This is a genomic window from Brevibacterium limosum (genome assembly GCF_011617705.1).
Classification (GTDB): domain Bacteria; phylum Actinomycetota; class Actinomycetes; order Actinomycetales; family Brevibacteriaceae; genus Brevibacterium; species Brevibacterium limosum.
The window spans coordinates 3,231,523-3,248,265 of the sequence record NZ_CP050154.1 but is presented as its reverse complement, the minus strand read 5'-3'; the positions used below and the strand labels follow the sequence as shown (position 1 = coordinate 3,248,265).

At 66.1% G+C, this 16,743-nt stretch carries 14 protein-coding genes; 9 read left to right on the top strand and 5 right to left on the bottom strand.

Features of this window, described 5'->3' with window-relative positions; all coding sequences use genetic code 11:
• Positions 1-100: 100 nt before the first annotated feature.
• The gene (locus GUY37_RS14730; RefSeq protein WP_228278207.1) at positions 101-1,486 is read right to left on the bottom strand and encodes an MFS transporter; all 1,386 of its coding nucleotides are present in this window, start codon (positions 1,484-1,486) and stop codon (positions 101-103) included.
• Positions 1,487-1,615: 129 nt separating this feature from the next.
• Between GUY37_RS14730 and GUY37_RS14725 the strand changes: the two genes are divergently transcribed.
• The 6 genes from GUY37_RS14725 to GUY37_RS14700 are packed head-to-tail and all read left to right on the top strand — an operon-like array spanning position 1,616 to position 8,051.
• A complete protein-coding gene (locus tag GUY37_RS14725) occupies positions 1,616-3,106 on the top strand; it encodes a fumarylacetoacetate hydrolase family protein (RefSeq protein WP_166827057.1) in 1,491 nt (496 codons plus the stop codon).
• Positions 3,103-3,819: a GntR family transcriptional regulator gene (locus GUY37_RS14720; RefSeq protein ID WP_228278206.1), complete on the top strand. Its 717-nt coding sequence runs from the start codon at positions 3,103-3,105 to the stop codon at positions 3,817-3,819. The genes GUY37_RS14725 and GUY37_RS14720 overlap by 4 nt, the downstream gene beginning before the upstream one ends.
• A 12-nt stretch (positions 3,820-3,831) precedes the next feature.
• On the top strand, positions 3,832-5,337 hold the full coding sequence (gene hpaE, locus GUY37_RS14715) for a 5-carboxymethyl-2-hydroxymuconate semialdehyde dehydrogenase (RefSeq protein WP_166827050.1): 1,506 nt from the start codon (positions 3,832-3,834) through the stop codon (positions 5,335-5,337).
• 7 nt (positions 5,338-5,344) lie between these two features.
• Positions 5,345-6,481, top strand: coding sequence for a 3,4-dihydroxyphenylacetate 2,3-dioxygenase (gene hpaD, locus GUY37_RS14710; RefSeq protein ID WP_166827047.1), 1,137 nt, complete (start codon positions 5,345-5,347; stop codon positions 6,479-6,481).
• A gap of 11 nt (positions 6,482-6,492) precedes the next feature.
• On the top strand, positions 6,493-7,278 hold the full coding sequence (locus GUY37_RS14705) for a fumarylacetoacetate hydrolase family protein (RefSeq protein WP_166827044.1): 786 nt from the start codon (positions 6,493-6,495) through the stop codon (positions 7,276-7,278).
• Positions 7,263-8,051 carry an HpcH/HpaI aldolase family protein gene (locus GUY37_RS14700; RefSeq protein WP_166827041.1) on the top strand — a complete coding sequence of 263 codons (789 nt, stop codon included), beginning with the start codon at positions 7,263-7,265 and terminating at the stop codon, positions 8,049-8,051. The genes GUY37_RS14705 and GUY37_RS14700 overlap by 16 nt, the downstream gene beginning before the upstream one ends.
• 58 nt (positions 8,052-8,109) lie before the next feature.
• Here GUY37_RS14700 and GUY37_RS14695 read toward each other — a convergent pair whose 3' ends face one another.
• A complete protein-coding gene (locus GUY37_RS14695) occupies positions 8,110-10,077 on the bottom strand; it encodes a hypothetical protein (protein ID WP_166827038.1) in 1,968 nt (655 codons plus the stop codon).
• Between the two features lie 402 nt (positions 10,078-10,479).
• Here GUY37_RS14695 and GUY37_RS14690 point away from each other — a divergent pair, with 402 nt between their 5' ends.
• Both GUY37_RS14690 and GUY37_RS14685 read left to right on the top strand, forming a co-directional pair.
• Positions 10,480-12,114: a PrsW family intramembrane metalloprotease gene (locus GUY37_RS14690; protein ID WP_228278205.1), complete on the top strand. Its 1,635-nt coding sequence runs from the start codon at positions 10,480-10,482 to the stop codon at positions 12,112-12,114.
• 9 nt (positions 12,115-12,123) lie between these two features.
• Positions 12,124-13,314 carry a MarP family serine protease gene (locus GUY37_RS14685; RefSeq protein WP_166827035.1) on the top strand — a complete coding sequence of 397 codons (1,191 nt, stop codon included), beginning with the start codon at positions 12,124-12,126 and terminating at the stop codon, positions 13,312-13,314.
• A gap of 42 nt (positions 13,315-13,356) precedes the next feature.
• On the opposite strand, the gene GUY37_RS14680 is transcribed toward GUY37_RS14685, so the two are convergent.
• The 3 genes from GUY37_RS14680 to upp all read right to left on the bottom strand — a co-directional run bounded on the left by GUY37_RS14680 (position 13,357) and on the right by upp (position 16,108).
• Positions 13,357-14,298 (bottom strand): endonuclease/exonuclease/phosphatase family protein, encoded by a 942-nt coding sequence (locus GUY37_RS14680; protein ID WP_166827032.1) that lies wholly within the window; start codon positions 14,296-14,298, stop codon positions 13,357-13,359.
• A gap of 75 nt (positions 14,299-14,373) precedes the next feature.
• Positions 14,374-15,192, bottom strand: coding sequence for a winged helix-turn-helix transcriptional regulator (locus GUY37_RS14675; protein ID WP_166827030.1), 819 nt, complete (start codon positions 15,190-15,192; stop codon positions 14,374-14,376).
• Positions 15,193-15,469: 277 nt separating this feature from the next.
• Positions 15,470-16,108, bottom strand: coding sequence for a uracil phosphoribosyltransferase (gene upp / locus GUY37_RS14670; protein WP_166827027.1), 639 nt, complete (start codon positions 16,106-16,108; stop codon positions 15,470-15,472).
• A gap of 72 nt (positions 16,109-16,180) precedes the next feature.
• Between upp and GUY37_RS14665 the strand changes: the two genes are divergently transcribed.
• Positions 16,181-16,732 carry a tRNA adenosine deaminase-associated protein gene (locus GUY37_RS14665; protein WP_166827024.1) on the top strand — a complete coding sequence of 184 codons (552 nt, stop codon included), beginning with the start codon at positions 16,181-16,183 and terminating at the stop codon, positions 16,730-16,732.
• Positions 16,733-16,743: the final 11 nt, after the last annotated feature.

Below are 16,743 nucleotides of genomic sequence, written 5' to 3'. Positions count from 1 at the left end.
TCAACCTCCGGTTCTTGACACGTCGTCGTGATACTCGAATGCTATCAGTTCATATACGATCTGGCGTCGGCGGGGTGGCGTGGGCCACTGTCGTCGCAGATCAGTCGTGCAGAGCCGCCTCGGTGCTGGATTCCATCGTCCGACGGTGCGAACCGACTCCGACGATCGGGCTGACCGACTGCTCGTCCTCGTGATCGGGTCCCAGCGGGATGCCGGTGCGGTCACGCAGCAGCAGGGTCGCCGCGAGTGCGAGCACGGCGACGACGCCGAGGTACACCGCCACCGAGGCGGTCGTTCCCGTCGACGACACGAGACCCTTCGCGATCGTCGGGGCGAAGGCGCCGCCGAGGATCGATCCGATCGCATAGGAGACCGAGACCCCGGAGAAGCGGACGCTGGAGGGGAACAGCTCGGCGTACATAGCCGGCTGCTGACCGTAGGTGAAGCCCAGGCCGACCGTGAGGACGACGAGCCCGAGCAGGAGCATGCCCACCGAACCGGTGTTGACCAGCGGAAACAGGGAGAAGATGCCCGCGAGCAGGAGCACCCAGCCGAGGATGTAGGTGTTCCGGCGGCCGATCCTGTCCGAGACGGCACCCGCGATGATGGTGAAGATCAGCCAGGACACCGCCGAGGCGGCGACGGCCCAGAGCACGGGGCCGCGCTCGAGGCCGATGGGCCCGGCCGGGTCCGTGGCGTAGTTCTGGATGTATCCGCCGGTGGTCATGTAGCCGGCGGCGTTGTTGCCCATGAAGACGAGCGAGGCGAGGACGACGAGCAGCCAGTGGCCCTTGATCAGGCGACCCAGAGGGTTCGACACCTGCTCCTTGCGCTCTGCGATCTCATGGAAGACGGGGGATTCCTCGACTCCGCGGCGGATCCAGTAGCCGATGAAGACGAGGACGATGGAGAGGAAGAACGGCACTCGCCAGCCCCATTCGAGGAACGCGTCACCTGGGGCGATCGAGGTCATCAGGGCGAGTACGCCCGAGGACAGCAGGAGTCCGATGGACACCCCGATCTGCGGGAAGGATCCGCGCAGTCCGCGTGACTTCTCATCGGCGTGCTCGACGGCGAGCAGAACGGCTCCGCCCCATTCGCCGCCGGCCGAGACGCCTTGGACGATGCGCAGTGCGATGAGCAGGACCGGGGCCAGGACGCCCGCGGATTCGAAGGTCGGCAGGAAGCCGATGAGCGCGGTCGCAGCGCCCATGGCGATGAGAGTGATGATGAGGACCACCCGGCGGCCGAGCTTGTCGCCGACGTGTCCGGCGAGGAATGCGCCCAAGGGGCGGAAGAGGAAGCTGATCCCGACCGTCGCGAAGGCGACCATGGTTGAGAGCGTCGATCCGAGCGGGCCGAAGAAGAGCTCGTTGAAGACCAGCCCCGAGGCCGCCGCATAGAGGAAATAGTCGTACCACTCGATGCTCGTGCCGACGATCGTCGCGAACGCCACCCGGGTCTGAGTGTGCTTCTGTGCTGCCATGACTCCTGTGTCCTGTCGTGCGTCTGCAGTGCATCCCGGCCACATTCGCTGTGGTCTGGATTACTTGTCCTCGGGAACCGTATCATATACGATCTGTGGTGAAGCCAACCGAAATGAGGTGTGAGATCGATGTCGACTCCAGCAGGTGTTCCCGCACGTCCGGGCAAGATCATTGCCGTTCATGTGGCCTATGAGTCCCGTGCGTCACAGCGAGGAAAACGCCCCGCCCAGCCGTCCTACTTCCTCAAGGCGGCCAGCTCCGTCGCCGCCTCCGGCCAGACCATCGAACGCCCTGCCGGAACCTCTCTGCTCGCCTTCGAAGGTGAGATCGCCATCGTCATCGGCACCCCCGCCCGCAGCGTCACCGAGGCCGACGCCTGGTCGTATGTGGCCGGAGTGACCGCATCGAACGATTTCGGCCTCTACGACATGAAGACCCCGGACAAGGGATCGAACGTGCGCTCGAAGAGCCGTGATGGCTATACCCCGCTGGGCCCCGAGCTCATCCCGGCTGCCGAGGCGGCCCCCGACTCCCTGCGCCTGCGCACCCGGGTCAACGGCGAAGTCGTCCAGGACGACGGTACGCGCGCCGACCAGCTCATCTTCACCCTCCCGCGCATCGTCGCCGATCTCAGCCAGCATCTCACCCTCGAGGCCGGAGACGTCATCCTCACCGGCACTCCGGCCGGGTCCTCCGTCGTCGCCCCCGGTGACACGATCGAGGTCGAGGTCACGGCCGCCTCGGCGAACGGCGAGGAACTGAGCTCCGGACGGCTGACCACCACCGTCGTCGAAGGCCCCGGCGACTTCGACGAAGACCTCGGCAGCCTGCCCGCAGTGAACGAAGCACTGACCGTCGACGCCTGGGGATCGCGCGAGGCCGCCGGACTCGCGCCGGAGGGCGCCGCCGACGAGACAGCAGCGACCGAACTCGACGCCGGCCTCGTTGCGAAGCTCACCGAAGCCCCGACCGCGGGCCTGTCGGCTCAGCTGCGGGCGCGCGGACTCAACAACGTCGTCATCGAAGGCGTGGCCCCGCTGAAGGCGGGCGCGAAGATCGTCGGTACCGCGAAGACCCTGCGCTTCGTGCCCAACCGCGAAGACCTGTTCAAATCGCACGGCGGCGGATTCAACGCGCAGAAACAGGCATTCGACTCGATCCGCCCCGGTGAGGTCATCGTCATCGAAGCCCGCGGCGAATCCGGCTCGGGCACCCTCGGCGACATCCTCGCCCTGCGCGCGAAGTCTCTCGGCGCAGCAGGAGTCGTCACGGACGGGGGAGTCCGCGACTCCGCCGAGGTGGCCGACATCCTGCCCGTGTTCGCCACCGCGAAGCACCCCGCCGTGCTCGGCCGCCGTCATGTTCCATGGGAGTCGGACGTGGCAGTGGCCTGCGGCAACGCCACCGTCCTGCCCGGCGATGTCATCGTCGCCGATGACGACGGAGCCATCGTCATCCCTCGCGACGTGGCCGAAGAGATCGTCGACGCGGCACTGGCCAAGGAGATCGAGGACGGCTGGGTGGCCGAACAGGTCGCCGCCGGCAACCCGATCGAAGAGCTCTTCCCGCCGAAGGGCGAATGGAAGTCGAAGTTCGACGAGTGGAAGGCCTCCCGGTGAGGACCGAACCAGCAGCCGCTGCCGGGGCCGGCCCGCCGACACTGAGCAAGGCCGAAACCGCCTACCGGTGGATCCGCGAACGCGTCGCCGATCAGACCTACCAGCCCGGGCACAAACTGGTGCTTGCGCAGATCGCGCTCGAGCTCGACACCTCCGTGGTGCCTGTGCGCGAGGCCATCCGCCGACTGGAAGCCGACGGGCTCGTGACCTTCGAACGCAATGTCGGGGCCCGCGTGGCCATGGTCGATCAGGGCTCCTACACCCAGTCGATGGAGACGGTCGCGATCCTCGAAGCAGCGGCCGTCGCCCAAGCGCGGGTCCACCTCGGCGCCGGTGATCTCGATGCGGCGGAGCACATCAATGATCGGATGCGGGCACTGCTCGACGAATTCGAACCTGCCGAATTCACCCGGCTCAACCACGAGTTCCACGAAACGCTCTACCGGCGCTGCCCGAACGAACGGCTGTGCACCCTCGTCGAACTCGAATGGGACCGGCTCAATCACCTGCGGGATTCGACGTTCTCCTTCGTCCCCGAGCGGGCGCTGGAGTCGGTGGAGGAGCACTCGCGCATCGTCGCCCTCATCCGGGCCCGCGCCTCGGCGCAGGAGATCGAACGGGCCGTGCGCGAGCACCGCTCGGCCACACTGCACAGCTTCCAGAACTCGCAGACGACCACCGCAGCATCAGCCACAGATGTGAAAGATTCGTAGAAAGGACAAGTTATGACACAGTCCACAACCCTGCCGGCAGATATGCCGGAGAAGATCCGCCACTACATCGGCGGAGAGTTCGTCGACTCCATCGACGGAGACGAATTCGACGTGCTCAACCCGGTGACGAACGAGGCCTATATCAAGGCCGCCTCGGGTAAGAAGGCCGATGTCGAAGCCGCTGTCGCCGCGGCGAAGACGGCCTTCGACGAGGGCCCGTGGCCGACGATGCTGCCGCGTGAGCGTGCCCGCATTCTCAATAAGATCGCCGATATCGTCGAATCCCGCAAGGACGAACTCGCGGCCATGGAGTCCTTCGACTCCGGACTGCCGATCACCCAGGCCAAGGGGCAGGCGGCACGCGCAGCGGAGAACTTCCGCTTCTTCGCCGACCTCATTGTCGCCCAGGTCGACGACGCCTTCAAGGTCCCCGGCCGTCAGGCGAACTACGTCAACCGCAAACCGATCGGCGTGGCCGGGCTCATCACCCCGTGGAACACCCCGTTCATGCTCGAGTCCTGGAAGCTGGGACCGGCGATCGCGACCGGCAACACCGTCGTGCTCAAGCCTGCCGAGTTCACCCCGCTCTCGGCCTCTCTGTGGCCGGGCATCTTCGAAGAGGCCGGACTGCCGAGCGGTGTGTTCAACATGGTCAACGGCTTCGGTGAGGAGGGCTTCGCCGGCGATTCGCTCGTCAAGCACCCCGACGTTCCGCTCATCTCCTTCACCGGTGAGTCGAAGACCGGACAGACGATCTTCGCCAACGCCGCCCCCTGGCTCAAGGGTCTGTCGATGGAGCTCGGCGGCAAGTCACCGGCCGTCGTCTTCGCCGACGCGGACCTCGACGCCGCCGTCAACGCCACGATCTTCGGCGTCTTCTCCCTCAACGGGGAACGCTGCACCGCCGGTTCGCGCATCCTCGTCGAGGAGTCGATCTACGACGAATTCGTCGAGCGCTACGCCGCCCAGGCCGAGCGCGTGAAGGTCGGTCTGCCGTCGGATCCCAGCACTGAGGTGGCCGCACTCGTCCACCCCGAGCACTTTGAGAAGGTCATGTCCTACGTCGAGATCGGCAAGACCGAGGCCCGCCTCGTCGCCGGCGGCGGACGCCCTGACGGCTTCGAGACCGGCAACTTCGTCCAACCGACCGTCTTCGCCGATGTCGCACCCGACGCCCGGATCTTCCAGGAGGAGATCTTCGGACCCGTCGTCGCGATCACCCCGTTCTCCTCCGACGAGGAGGCCCTGGAGCTGGCGAACAACACGAAGTACGGTCTGGCCGCCTATATCTGGACCTCGGATCTCAAGCGCGCCCACAACTTCTCCCAGGCCGTGGAGTCGGGAATGGTGTGGCTGAACTCGAACAACGTCCGTGACCTGCGCACCCCCTTCGGCGGTGTCAAGGCTTCGGGCCTCGGCCACGAGGGCGGCTACCGGTCGATCGACTTCTACACGGAACAGCAGTCCGTGCACATCAACCTCGGCGAGGTCCACAACCCGGTCTTCGGAAAGCAGTGAAGCAGCCATGACGAAACGCACTGAAATGACTCGGACCTCGGCCGGCTACTTCGTCAGCCAGGAGACGGGCATCGTCACCGACAACCCCATCGCCACACCGCAGGCGAGCCCGCCCGACATCCTCCGCTGCGCCTATATGGAACTCGTCGTCACCGACCTCGCCGCCTCCCGGGAGTTCTACGTCGACGTGCTCGGACTCTATGTCACCGAGGAGGATGAGAACACTCTCTACCTGCGCTCGACGGAAGAGTTCATCCACCACAATCTCGTCCTGCGCAAGGGCGAGGTCGCTGCCGTGGCCGCGTTCTCCTACCGAGTCCGCAGCCCGGAAGAGCTCGACAAGGCGGTGGCCTTCTACACCGAACTCGGCTGCGATGTCCGCCGCAGTCCCGACGGCTTCGTCAAGGGCGTGGGCGACTCCGTGCGCGTGGTCGACCCGCTCGGCTTCCCGTACGAGTTCTTCTACCGATCCGACCACGTCGAGCGCATGTCATGGCGCTATGACCTGCACATCCCCGGCGAACTCGTCCGCCTCGACCATTTCAATCAGGTCACCCCGGATGTGCCGCGGGCGGTGAAGTACATGCAGGACCTCGGTTTCCGCGTCACGGAGGACATCCAGGACGACGAAGGCACGGTCTACGCCGCGTGGATGCGCCGCAAATCCACCGTCCACGACACGGCGATGACCGGCGGCGACGGACCGCGTATGCACCATGTGTGCTTCGCAACGCATGAGAAGCACAACATCCTCGCCATCTGCGACAAGCTCGGTGCCTTGCGTCGGTCCGATTCGATCGAACGCGGCCCCGGCCGCCACGGAGTCTCGAACGCCTTCTACCTCTACCTGCGCGACCCCGACGGCCACCGCGTCGAGGTGTACACGCAGGACTACTACACAGGCGACCCGGACAACCCGGTCATCACCTGGGACGTCCACGACAATCAGCGCCGCGACTGGTGGGGCAATCCCGTCGTGCCGTCCTGGTACACAGACGCCTCCCTCGTCCTCGACCTCGACGGCAACCCGCAGCCCGTGCATGCGCGCACGGACGATTCGGAGATGGCCGTGACGATCGGCGCCGACGGGTTCTCCTACACCCGGGCGGATGAGAATGAGGGCAAGCTGGGCAACCAGCTCTGAAAGGAATCCATATGCTCGATGAGGAAACGATCGCGGCCATCGCCGACGATCTCGCGGAGGCGGAGCGGACACGCTCGAAGATCGGTCTGCTCACCGCGAAGTATCCGGACATGACGGTCGAGGACTCCTATGCGGTGCAGAACGAATGGCGCCGTCGAGGGGAAGCCGCAGGCCGTCGGCTCTATGGTCACAAGATCGGCCTGACCTCGAAGCCGATGCAGCAGGCGACGGGAATCACCGAACCCGACTACGGGGCGATCTTCGCCGACCAGGTCTATGACACCGGGTCCGTGATCGACCATGCGCAGTATTCGGGGGTGCGCATCGAGGTCGAGCTCGCCTTCGTGCTGCGTGACGAACTGCGCGGGCCCGACGTCAGTCTCTTCGACGTCCTCCGCGCCACCGAGTACGTCGTCCCCGCTCTCGAGGTCCTGTCCTCGCGCATCGAGATGGAGGGCCGCACGATCGTCGACACCATCTCGGACAATGCGGCACTGGGCGCGATGGTCCTCGGCGGCCGTCCCGTCGCCGTCGATGCCGTGGACCTGCGCCGGGTGAACGCCCTGCTCTACCGCAACGAGACGATCGAGGACTCCGGAGTCGCCGCCGCCGTGCTCGACCATCCGGCCCGCGGAATAGTGTGGTTGGCGAACAAACTCGCCGAACACGGTGATGTGCTGCAGGCGGGCGAGACCGTGCTCGCCGGATCGTTCACCCGCCCCATGTGGGTTCATCCCGGTGACACAGTCCACGCCGACTACGGAGAGCTGGGAGCCATCACATGCCGTTTCGAGTAGAACTTCCGCAGACCTTCTCAGGCCGTGTGGCCGGCCTCGGCGACGGCGAATATCTGGCCGGGATGTGGGTGTGCTCCGGTTCGCCCGTGGCCGCCGAGATCGCCGCCGCCTCGGGAATGCAGTGGGTCCTCATCGACGCCGAGCATTCCCCGATCGGACTCGAGACCACGACGAGTCTGCTGCGCGCGATGAACGGCTACCCGGCCACCCCCGTCGTCCGGGTGCCGGTGAATGATCGGGTGCTCATCAAGGGGTACCTCGACCTCGGCGCGCAGAATCTGCTCGTGCCGATGGTCGATACGAAGTCCGACGCCGAGGCGGCTGTGGCGGCCGTCCGTTATCCGCCGAGAGGTGTGCGCGGGGTCGGTTCGGCCCTGGCGAGGGCCTCCCGGTGGAATGCCGTGGACGGGTACCTGAAGCGGGCCGAGGAGTTCGTGTCCCTGACCGTGCAGATCGAATCGGCGACCGCAGTGGACAATGCCGCAGAGATCGCCGCGGTCGACGGAATCGACCAGATCTTCGTCGGGCCCTCCGACCTGGCCGCGTCGATGGGTCTGCTCGGCCAGCAGACTCACCCGGACGTCACCGATGCGGTGGCGCGCACCTTCGAAGCGGTGAAGGCTGCCGGCAAACCCGTCGGCGTCAATGCCTTCGACCCCGACCAGGCACGGAGGTATCTGGAGGCCGGAGCGTCCTTCGTCCTCGTCGGCGCCGATGTCGGCCTGATGATGAACGGGGCACGTGCCTGGGCCGACACCTGGGTTCAGGACTGAGCACACATCGCCCCCGACCGCTGATCTGCGGTCGGGGGCGACGTGCATTCACTCTCTCCTATTCTCTGTCGCGGCGGCTGCCGGAGATCAGCAGGATCGTTGTGCCGAGACCGACGAGGACGATTCCCAAGCCGATGAGCATGCCGGTGCCGGTCGTGCCGGTGCGAGGCAGTTCGGGGGTCGGGGCCGCGGGAGTCTCGGCGACCGGTTCGACCGGTGGGGTCGCGGACTTCTCCGGGGCCTCCGGCTGTTCCGGCTGTTCGGGCGGCGAGCTCGGCTGCTCGGGCGGCGAGCTCGGCTGCTCCGGCGGGGCGCTCGGTGTCCCCGGCGGTGCCGGGGGAGTGGACGGCGTCTCCTCGGCCGGCCGGTGCACGGTTTCGGCGGGGACGCCCCAGTCACTCGTCCACTCAGCATTGACATCGCTGCCCTCGATCGTCGTCACATAGGTGACCCAGCCGACGGGCATCTCGATCGGCTCCGTGCTGATCTCGGCGTGACCTTCCTCGTCGGCGTTGACGGTGAAGTCCTGCACGGACAGCTCCGTGCCGTCGGGCTCCTCCGACTGCTCGGGTTCGGTCTCCACATGGTAGGCGGTGACGGTGAGCACGGCTTCGGAACCCGGTCGCAGACCGGTCACAGCCACCTCGTCGTGGGTCGATGTTCCCTGCAGCACCGCCTCGGTGTCGGCGGTCGGGGTCCACGGGACGAATCCGGTCTCACGAGGTTGGCCGTGGATGCCCTTCCACTCCTTCGTCGTCTTGTCCCCGGCGATCGTCTCGGTGAAGTACAGCCAGCCGCGGAAGTCCTTCGGCACGGTGACCTCACCGGACGTATGGGTGCCGTTGCCGACATCCTTCGAAGTCACGGACCCGATTTCGCGAGCGTCATCGTTCTTCGTGCCCTGCTTCGGGGCCGTCGCGGTCTGCCACAGGGTGTGTTCGACGGTGACGGTGTGGTCGCCGATGAGGCCGGAGACGGTGAATTCGTCGGTGACCGTCTCACCCGGTGTCGGCGTCTGGTCGGAGATCTCGGTGGTCACCTTCGGTTGGGAACTCAGATCCAGCGATGCCTTGTCCGTGACGGAATCGGGAGTGTCCGGGGTGATGACTCGCTGCACCCGCGTGCCGGACGTCGGTTCGACGATGCGCACGGACTGCGGGGCGATCTTCGCCGAGGCGGTCACGGACAGAGTGCCGGGCGCGCTCGCCTGCAGCGTCGTGGTCACGGGGTCGTTGCCCGTGGTCAGGGTCGTCGGAGCCTTCGTCGTACCGGAAGTCTTCAGCGCGACGGCAACGTCGGGGACCTGCGCCCCGGAGGCGCTGAGCAGGGAGACCGTCAGTGTCGCCTCATCGGTGGGAGTGCCGAGGAGCTTCGGACTGTCGTCGTCAGACTTGCCGTCGTCGGTGGCGGAACCGGAGGCCCAGGAGTCAGGAGAAGCGGCGGACTCCGGGGCGGCATGGGGTTCGAGCACGGGCATGCGCAGCACCGGTTCGAGGCTGATGTCGAGGGTGTACGGTCCTGCGAACTTCTTGGCCTCGGCGAGGATCGTCGAGTGCTTCTTCGCGGCCGCAGTGAACTTCTTGCCCAGGTCAGCCGGCTTCTGGGGCGGCACCTTGTGATCATGGGGGACTGCCTTGTCGAGGCGGGCCATCGCGCTCAGTGCCGCCTGCACATCCTTCGACTTCGAGCCTGCGTATTCGTGCAGGGCCCACGCTGTGCGGGGCGAGGTGACTCTGTCGGCCTTCGAGTCCTCGAAGTACTTCGGCAGGGGAGACTTCTTCCCCGCGTCGATGCAGTAGGCGGAAGTGTCGGGGAAGGTCCGGTAGGAGCCGTACCAGGTCTTGCCCTGTTTCGCATGGTGCCAGATGCCCGGCCCGTAGGCGTCGGGAGCGGTGAGCACAGGCACCTCGCCGAGGCTGGCAGGCGGTCCCGCGGCCATAGCCGGTCCCAGCCCGATGAGCGAAGCGACAGTGAGGACGGTGAGGAGCAGCGCGGTGCGCAGCGATGCGAGTCTGAGAGTAGTCATGGACCGATTCGACATGGGCAGCTGCCTGGCGAGCTAGGGCTGTTTGAGGAGCTGTGGATACTGCTTTGAGCGTCCACAGGATGTGACGTGGAAGTGGGGGACCTGCCGATCTCCGGAGGGAGGGGAGTGGTCCGGACGGGCATTGTGGGGGATTTCGGTCGTCGGACGACGAGCGCGGGCATAGAGCAGCTGCGTCTGCGGCCTGCCACATGGCCGGCACAGGGCCGAACAATTCGCGACCATCCACAGCCGAAAATGGTTGAGTGGACTTCGGGGCGTCGTCCGAAGAACGTGGCAGTCGGCTGAAGTGTTGCTGGACGGATACACTGCGAGGCCACCTGCGCAGGGCTGGGACTCTAGACTGAGGTGAGCGGAATTTCCCCCATTGCAGAAGGACGATCTATGTCGGCACAGAACGGTCCCGGTTCGCAGAGACCGCAGCCGCCCCAGGTGCAGGGCCCACCGAACCCGAACATTCCCCCTGCCCAGGGCCAGGTGCCTCGGCAGGACCAGGTGCCGCCGCAGAATCAGCAACAGAATCATGATCGGTTCCGGCCGCGGCCACAGGGGTCGCAGCATCCGAATCCGCAGCAGGCTGGCCAGCAGCCAGGCGGGCCGCGGCCGCAACAGCCGCCCATGCAGGGGCAGCCGCCCATGCAGGGCCAGCCGGTGATGCAGCCGGCTCCCGGCCATCCGATGCCGCCGCAAGGCCAGCCGGCGATGTATGCGCCACCGCCGGCCCAGGCTCGCGTGTATGCGCAGCCGCGGTTCGCGCCGACGGTGACTCAGGAGATGCGGGTCCGTGCAGGAATGCAGGCCCCCCAACAGGTCGTCACCGACACTCCCTGGACCGGTGCCGTGCGCCAGTCCCAGCCGGAGACCGAACCTGATTCGACCGGAAACATCGTCCGCCTCGTCGCCGCGATCCTCGTGCTCGTCGTTCTCGTCGGTGGGCTCGGCCTCCTCGCTCTGCTCGGCGGACTGAGCTTCGGCGTCCGCCTCTTCGGTCTCATCGGACTCGCGGCGATCCCGCTTCTGGCCATCATCGCGTATGTGCTCTGGCTCGACCGGTGGAAACCGCAGCCGAAGCTCCTCTTGGGCATCTGTCTTCTCTGGGGGGCCGTCGCCTCGGTCATCCTCACCCTCGGCTTCTCACTCGTCGGTGAGGTCGCGCTCTATATGGTCGGCATCAATGGGGTGCCCGACGTCATCGGGGCAGTCATTCAGGCTCCGATCCTCGAGGAATCGACGAAGACCATCCTCCTGCTCGTCATCGTCCTCGCCGCCCGGCGCCACTTCGAAGGGCCCCTCGACGGGCTCGTCTACGGTTCACTCATCGGTGCCGGCTTCGCCTTCACAGAGAACATCCTCTACCTCGGCCAGTCGTGGAACGACGGCGAACTTCCGGGACTGGCAGTGACATTCGCCATGCGCTGTCTCGGCTCTCCGCTGCTGCACACTGCGTTTTCGACCTGCGCCGGTGTATCCATCGGCTTCGCCGCTCGCAAATGGCCCTGGTGGTCGCTCATCCTCATGTGGCTTCCCGGTCTCCTGCTCGGCATGGTCCTGCACGGCTTCTGGAACGCCTCGATGGCGTTCCTCGCCGTCCTCGGGCAGATGACCCGTGACGTCATGGACGGAATGCTCCCGCAGATCATCGGCCTCATCGTCCTCAGCGCCATCCTCTCCGCGGCCTGGGTCACTCTCGGGATCATTCTGCGCCGCAGCGAACGGCTGCACACACAGAACATGCTCGGAGACTATGCGAACTCCGGCTGGCTCACCCACGCCGAGGTCGACATGCTCGGAACGTGGAAGGGCCGGAAGAACGGCCGCGACTGGGCGAAATCGTTCCCGGGCGGCAAGGAGGAGATGAAGACCATGATCCGCACCTCCGGCAAGCTGTCGACGACGCGGATGCGCGTGCTCGCCGGAATCGGCGGTGAGCAGGAACGCAAGATCGAACGGGCCGAACTCAAGCAGTTCGCCGACGCCCGTGAACGTCTGCTCGCGGCCTCCAAACAGATGGGGCGGTAAGTTCCAGCGGTGACAGCATTCGACATCCTCCTCATCGTCCTCGGCATCGGGGCGCTCTTCGCCGGGTTCCGCCAGGGCATCATCACCGGCCTCGGAACCGCGGCCGGCTTCATCGTCGGCTGGGTCCTCGGGCGCCTGCTCTCCCCGCTCGTCGAATCGCTGAGCACCGGCACCGATGTCATGGACAACCCCGGCGTGCTCATGCTGCTGGCCTCGATGCCACTGGTCCTCGCCGTCCTCTTCGCCTTCGCCTGCAGCGGCATCGGCGCGTGGATCAAACGCTCTATGGACTCCGATCTCGGCCAGGGCATCGACGCCGTCGGCGGCACCGTCACCGCCGGGATCGTCTACATCCTCGTCGTCTGGCTCGCCGCCGGCTTCATCCGCACCACCCCGCTCGTCGAACCCAACCGCTGGGTCGCCGACTCCACCGTCATCGCCGCCATCGACCGCACCATTCCCTATTCCTCCCAGAACGCCCTCGGCGGACTGGCGAAGGGACTGAGCGCGTCGGGATTCCCACAGGTGTTCTCCGGTCAACCCGAACAGATCCGCGGAGTCGGAGAACCCGACGACGGGATGGTCGACGTCGGTCGCAGCGTCGAAGACTCGGTCGTCAAGATCACGACCACCGCCACCAGCTGCGCCACCGGTTCGGAAGGCTCCGGCTTCGTCTACGAGGACGGACTCGTCGCCACCAACGCCCACGTCGTGGCCGGATCCACGGAACTCGCCGTGCAGGTCGGCGGCAAGGGCAGGCCCTATCGCGCCGAGGTAGTCGAATTCGACGCCGAAGCCGACGTGGCCGTGCTCCGAGTTCCAGAACTCGACGCTCCCGCACTCGACTTCGGCGACGGGCTCGGATCAGGGGACGACTCCGTCGTCGTCGGATTCCCCGCCAACGGTCCCTACACGATCTCACCGACCCGGGTGCGGGAGAAGATCAACGCCCGCGGACTCGACATCTATGACTCGAAATCCGTGATTCGCGAGGTCTATTCGCTGCGTGGAATCGTCCGCGAAGGCAATTCGGGAGGCCCGCTCATCGACGCTCAGGGAGATGTCGTCGGCATGGTCTTCGCCCGCTCGGCCACCGATGACGAAACCGGGTACGCACTCACACGAGCCGAGATCGCCGACGAACTCGAAGCCGGAACGAGCAGCCGCACACCCCAGCCGGCCGGGCAGTGCACGAACTGAAACGCGTGCACGAACTGAAACGCGTGCACGAACTGAATCCGACTACTTGAGGTCGAGCCCGGCGAGGACGGCACGGTGGTCACTCGATCCGCGTTCGAGCACCTCGTCGGAGCTGGCCTCGAAACCGCGGTAGAGGACATGGTCGAGCCGGGTGACGGGGAACCGGGCGGGCCAGGTGAAGCCGAACCCGCCTCGGGCCTCTTCCCGGGAATCCTCCAACGGCGGAACCAGGGTCTCCATATTGTTGTCCGTCGCCGCCGTGTTGAAGTCACCGGCGACGATCACATGTTCGGCGCCATCGGTCTCCACGGTCGTGGCCAACCGGCGCAGAGCGGCGTTGCGCATCGATTCGTGCCCCGGACGCACCGAGGGCATATGCACGGCATAGAAGCGGACGTCACCGTGGTCGGTCGAGATCGTGGTCGCGAACGCGCGCGTCCACTGCAGCCCCAGGTCGACCTCCTCGGGCGCCGACATCGGCCATTTCGACCACACGCCGATGGTATCGACAACCTGTGAATGGTCGAAAGAGGAGTCGAGCTCCTTGTGGATGATCTTGCCCGACAGGGACTCGAGCTCCTGGATCGTGACGATGTCCGGATCACGGTCGACGATGTTCTGTGCGGCCGCCGTGGGCTGCGGCATCCTCGCCCCCACATTGTGGGTGGCCACCGTCAGATCGGGATCACCGGAATCCTGATTCGGCAGCAGAGCAGGTCCGAACATCCCCGTCCACACCAGCGCGGGCACGAGGAATCCGATGGCAGAGAGCCAGGAGAAGCGGATGAGGAACATGAGCAGCACCAGCGCGAGGACGATCCCCGTCCACGGGAGCACCGATTCGAGGATGAGGGCGATGCCCATCCGCGTCGGCAGCAGATTGTGGAGGAGCAGGAACGCCGCATAGAGGATCCCGAAGATCAATGCGGTGACGCCCTTCGCGGGGCTGTGCCTTCTGCGCGGTGAGGAATATGCCTGGTTCATCGATCAACGATCTTAACCGGGAAGTCTGGCCCCACGCTGGAAGCCCCTTGCGACACGGCTCACAGCCGCACCGCATCAGCGACGTGCAGTCGCGCTCCACACAGTCACATCGGGGTGGGTGTCGTAGCGGTAGCCCGAACCCCTCATCGTGCGCACCACGGAAGCGTATTCGCCGAGGCGGCGCCGCAGTCGGCGGATGTGCACGTCCACGGTGCGTTCGTCGGGAACCTCACCGCCGGACCACACTGCGGTGATGAGATCCTCACGGGGAAGCGTCTCATCGGCATGGGAGACGAGGGTGGCGAGCAGATCGAATTCCTTCGTCGTGACGTCGACGAGCTCACCGTCGATGCGGACCTCGCGGCGCGGAATGTCGATGCGCAGACGTTCGCCGGTCGCCTGGGTGTAGGCGTCGCCGGCCCGTCCGCCGAAGCCGCGGGGTGCGGGAGCCGCCGGAGCGGAGTCCTCGCGCAGAGCCGGCGGGTGGATGCGGTTGGGAATGCGCGAACGCACCGGCCCATGAGTCGCCGCCGGAGCACCGGTCGCGGCGGGGGAGCCGTTGGCCACGGCGCGGACGGCGTCGATATCGCTGCCGCGGCCCTCCGGCGCCAGTGCGATGACGGCCTGCGTCTCGGCCTGGCTGGCCAGTTCCTTCGCGTAGGCCTGCAGCTCAGCGGCGATCGCTGAGAGGTTCGTGCCGTCGGCTGCGGCCTTGGACTCATCGAGTCCGATGTAGACGATGATTCCGCGAGCGGCCTTCGGTGAGGGGACGACACCGGCGGGGCCGAAGGTGTGCGGTGCGTTCTGTGGGTCGACTGCGCTCAACCTGGCTCCTGCACGTCGGGTGGCCGCTGCGCTGCGCGGGTGGACGTAGGCGGGTTCTGGATTCGGCATAGCTGTCCTTTGCTCCGACCATCGGGTCGATATGACTGGAGGAGTCCGCTGCTTGAGTGAACTCGTTCGAGGCCGGACAGCGGGAGTACGATCACCGACCGCGAACGCAGGGCATACACATGTCTGCCGCAGGCATTCGCATCTGGTCGATCGCTGAAGTCATGGCTTCATTATTTGTCACAAAGCGAAGACACTGCAATGAAAGAGCCGAAAATGAGACGACTGTGACGAATTATGACGAAACGGCCGAGCCTCGTCCGGCCTCGTCAGGGACCGGTCAGTCGACGATTCCGTACATCCGGTCCCCGGCGTCACCGAGCCCGGGCACGATGTAGCCCTTCTCGTTGAGCTTCTCGTCGAGTGCCGCCGTGTACACCTTCACCTCGGCGGAGTCGCTGAAGTCGCGTTCGATGCGCTGGACGCCCTCGGGGGCGGAGACCAGGCATACGGCGGTGACGTCGCGAGCGCCGCGGGCGAGCAGGAAGTCGATGGCCATGGCCAGGGTCCCGCCGGTGGCGAGCATCGGATCGACGACGAAGATCTGCCGACCGGTGAGGTCATCGGGCAGACGGTCGGCGTAGGCGCTGGGCTCGAACGTCGTCTCGTCGCGGACCATTCCGAGGAAGCCCACCTCGGCGGTGGGAAGGATGCGCAGCATGCCGTCGAGCATGCCGAGCCCGGCGCGCAGGATCGGAACCACGACGGGGCGTGGTTCGGCGATGCGGGTGCCGGTGGTGGTCGTCACCGGGGTCGAGATCTCCTTGTCCTCGACCGACACCGATCGGGTCGCCTCGTAGGCCAGCAGCATGACGAGCTCTTCGGTGAGCTGTCGGAAACGCGCGGAATCCGTGTTCTCATCGCGCAGGGCGGTGAGCTTGTGGGCGATGAGCGGGTGATCGGCTACGTGAAGATGCATACCCAAATGGTACGGGAGAACTCGACGCCTCCGGCAGTGGTCAACGCGGGGCGAAGCGTTCACAATGGAGGCATGTCGTACTTCACTGAGATCCTGGCCGATTCCGGCGATGGCTTCCGCGCCCTCGATGTCGACGTCCGTGACGCGAACGACCTCGACGACCTCGTCGATATGATGCGCTCGGCCGCCGGCGATGACGGAGAGGCCGTGGCCGTCATCGAACACGAAGACGAATGGTTCGGCCTCGTGCGCCTGTGCGCGGACAATGAGGTCAAGGTCTTCCTCTCCGACCTCGCCGCGGTCGAGGCGAGCCCGTTCGCAGAGATCTTCGCCGACTTCCTCGACTCCCGCCCCGACGCCTACGAGGCCGAACCCGAAGAGGACTTCGGCGCCGAGGAGGACGAAACCGAAGCCGACGAGGATGAGGACGACGCCGAGGTCGAGATGCTCGAATTCGACGCCGATGCCGAATGGGCCGGGGATCCCGATATCTACACCGACCGAGGGGTCCCCGCCGCCACCCTGATCGACCAGGTCGAAAGCTACCGATCCGACCCGGCCCGCGTCGTCGCCCACGTCGGTGAGACCGTCGGCTTCGCCGACCAGCTCGAGGCCGCACGCTGAACGCTCAGTTC

Bases quoted from the DNA above. Each gene is read 5' to 3' on its own strand.
- GUY37_RS14730 (WP_228278207.1), bottom strand. From the start codon at position 1,486: ATGGCAGCACAGAAGCACACTCAGACCCGGGTGGCGTTCGCGACGATC.
- GUY37_RS14725 (WP_166827057.1), top strand. From the start codon at position 1,616: ATGTCGACTCCAGCAGGTGTTCCCGCACGTCCGGGCAAGATCATTGCC.
- hpaE (WP_166827050.1), top strand. From the start codon at position 3,832: ATGACACAGTCCACAACCCTGCCGGCAGATATGCCGGAGAAGATCCGC.
- hpaD (WP_166827047.1), top strand. From the start codon at position 5,345: ATGACGAAACGCACTGAAATGACTCGGACCTCGGCCGGCTACTTCGTC.
- GUY37_RS14705 (WP_166827044.1), top strand. From the start codon at position 6,493: ATGCTCGATGAGGAAACGATCGCGGCCATCGCCGACGATCTCGCGGAG.
- GUY37_RS14700 (WP_166827041.1), top strand. From the start codon at position 7,263: ATGCCGTTTCGAGTAGAACTTCCGCAGACCTTCTCAGGCCGTGTGGCC.
- GUY37_RS14695 (WP_166827038.1), bottom strand. From the start codon at position 10,077: ATGACTACTCTCAGACTCGCATCGCTGCGCACCGCGCTGCTCCTCACC.
- GUY37_RS14690 (WP_228278205.1), top strand. From the start codon at position 10,480: ATGTCGGCACAGAACGGTCCCGGTTCGCAGAGACCGCAGCCGCCCCAG.
- GUY37_RS14680 (WP_166827032.1), bottom strand. From the start codon at position 14,298: ATGAACCAGGCATATTCCTCACCGCGCAGAAGGCACAGCCCCGCGAAG.
- GUY37_RS14675 (WP_166827030.1), bottom strand. From the start codon at position 15,192: ATGCCGAATCCAGAACCCGCCTACGTCCACCCGCGCAGCGCAGCGGCC.
- upp (WP_166827027.1), bottom strand. From the start codon at position 16,108: ATGCATCTTCACGTAGCCGATCACCCGCTCATCGCCCACAAGCTCACC.
- GUY37_RS14665 (WP_166827024.1), top strand. From the start codon at position 16,181: ATGTCGTACTTCACTGAGATCCTGGCCGATTCCGGCGATGGCTTCCGC.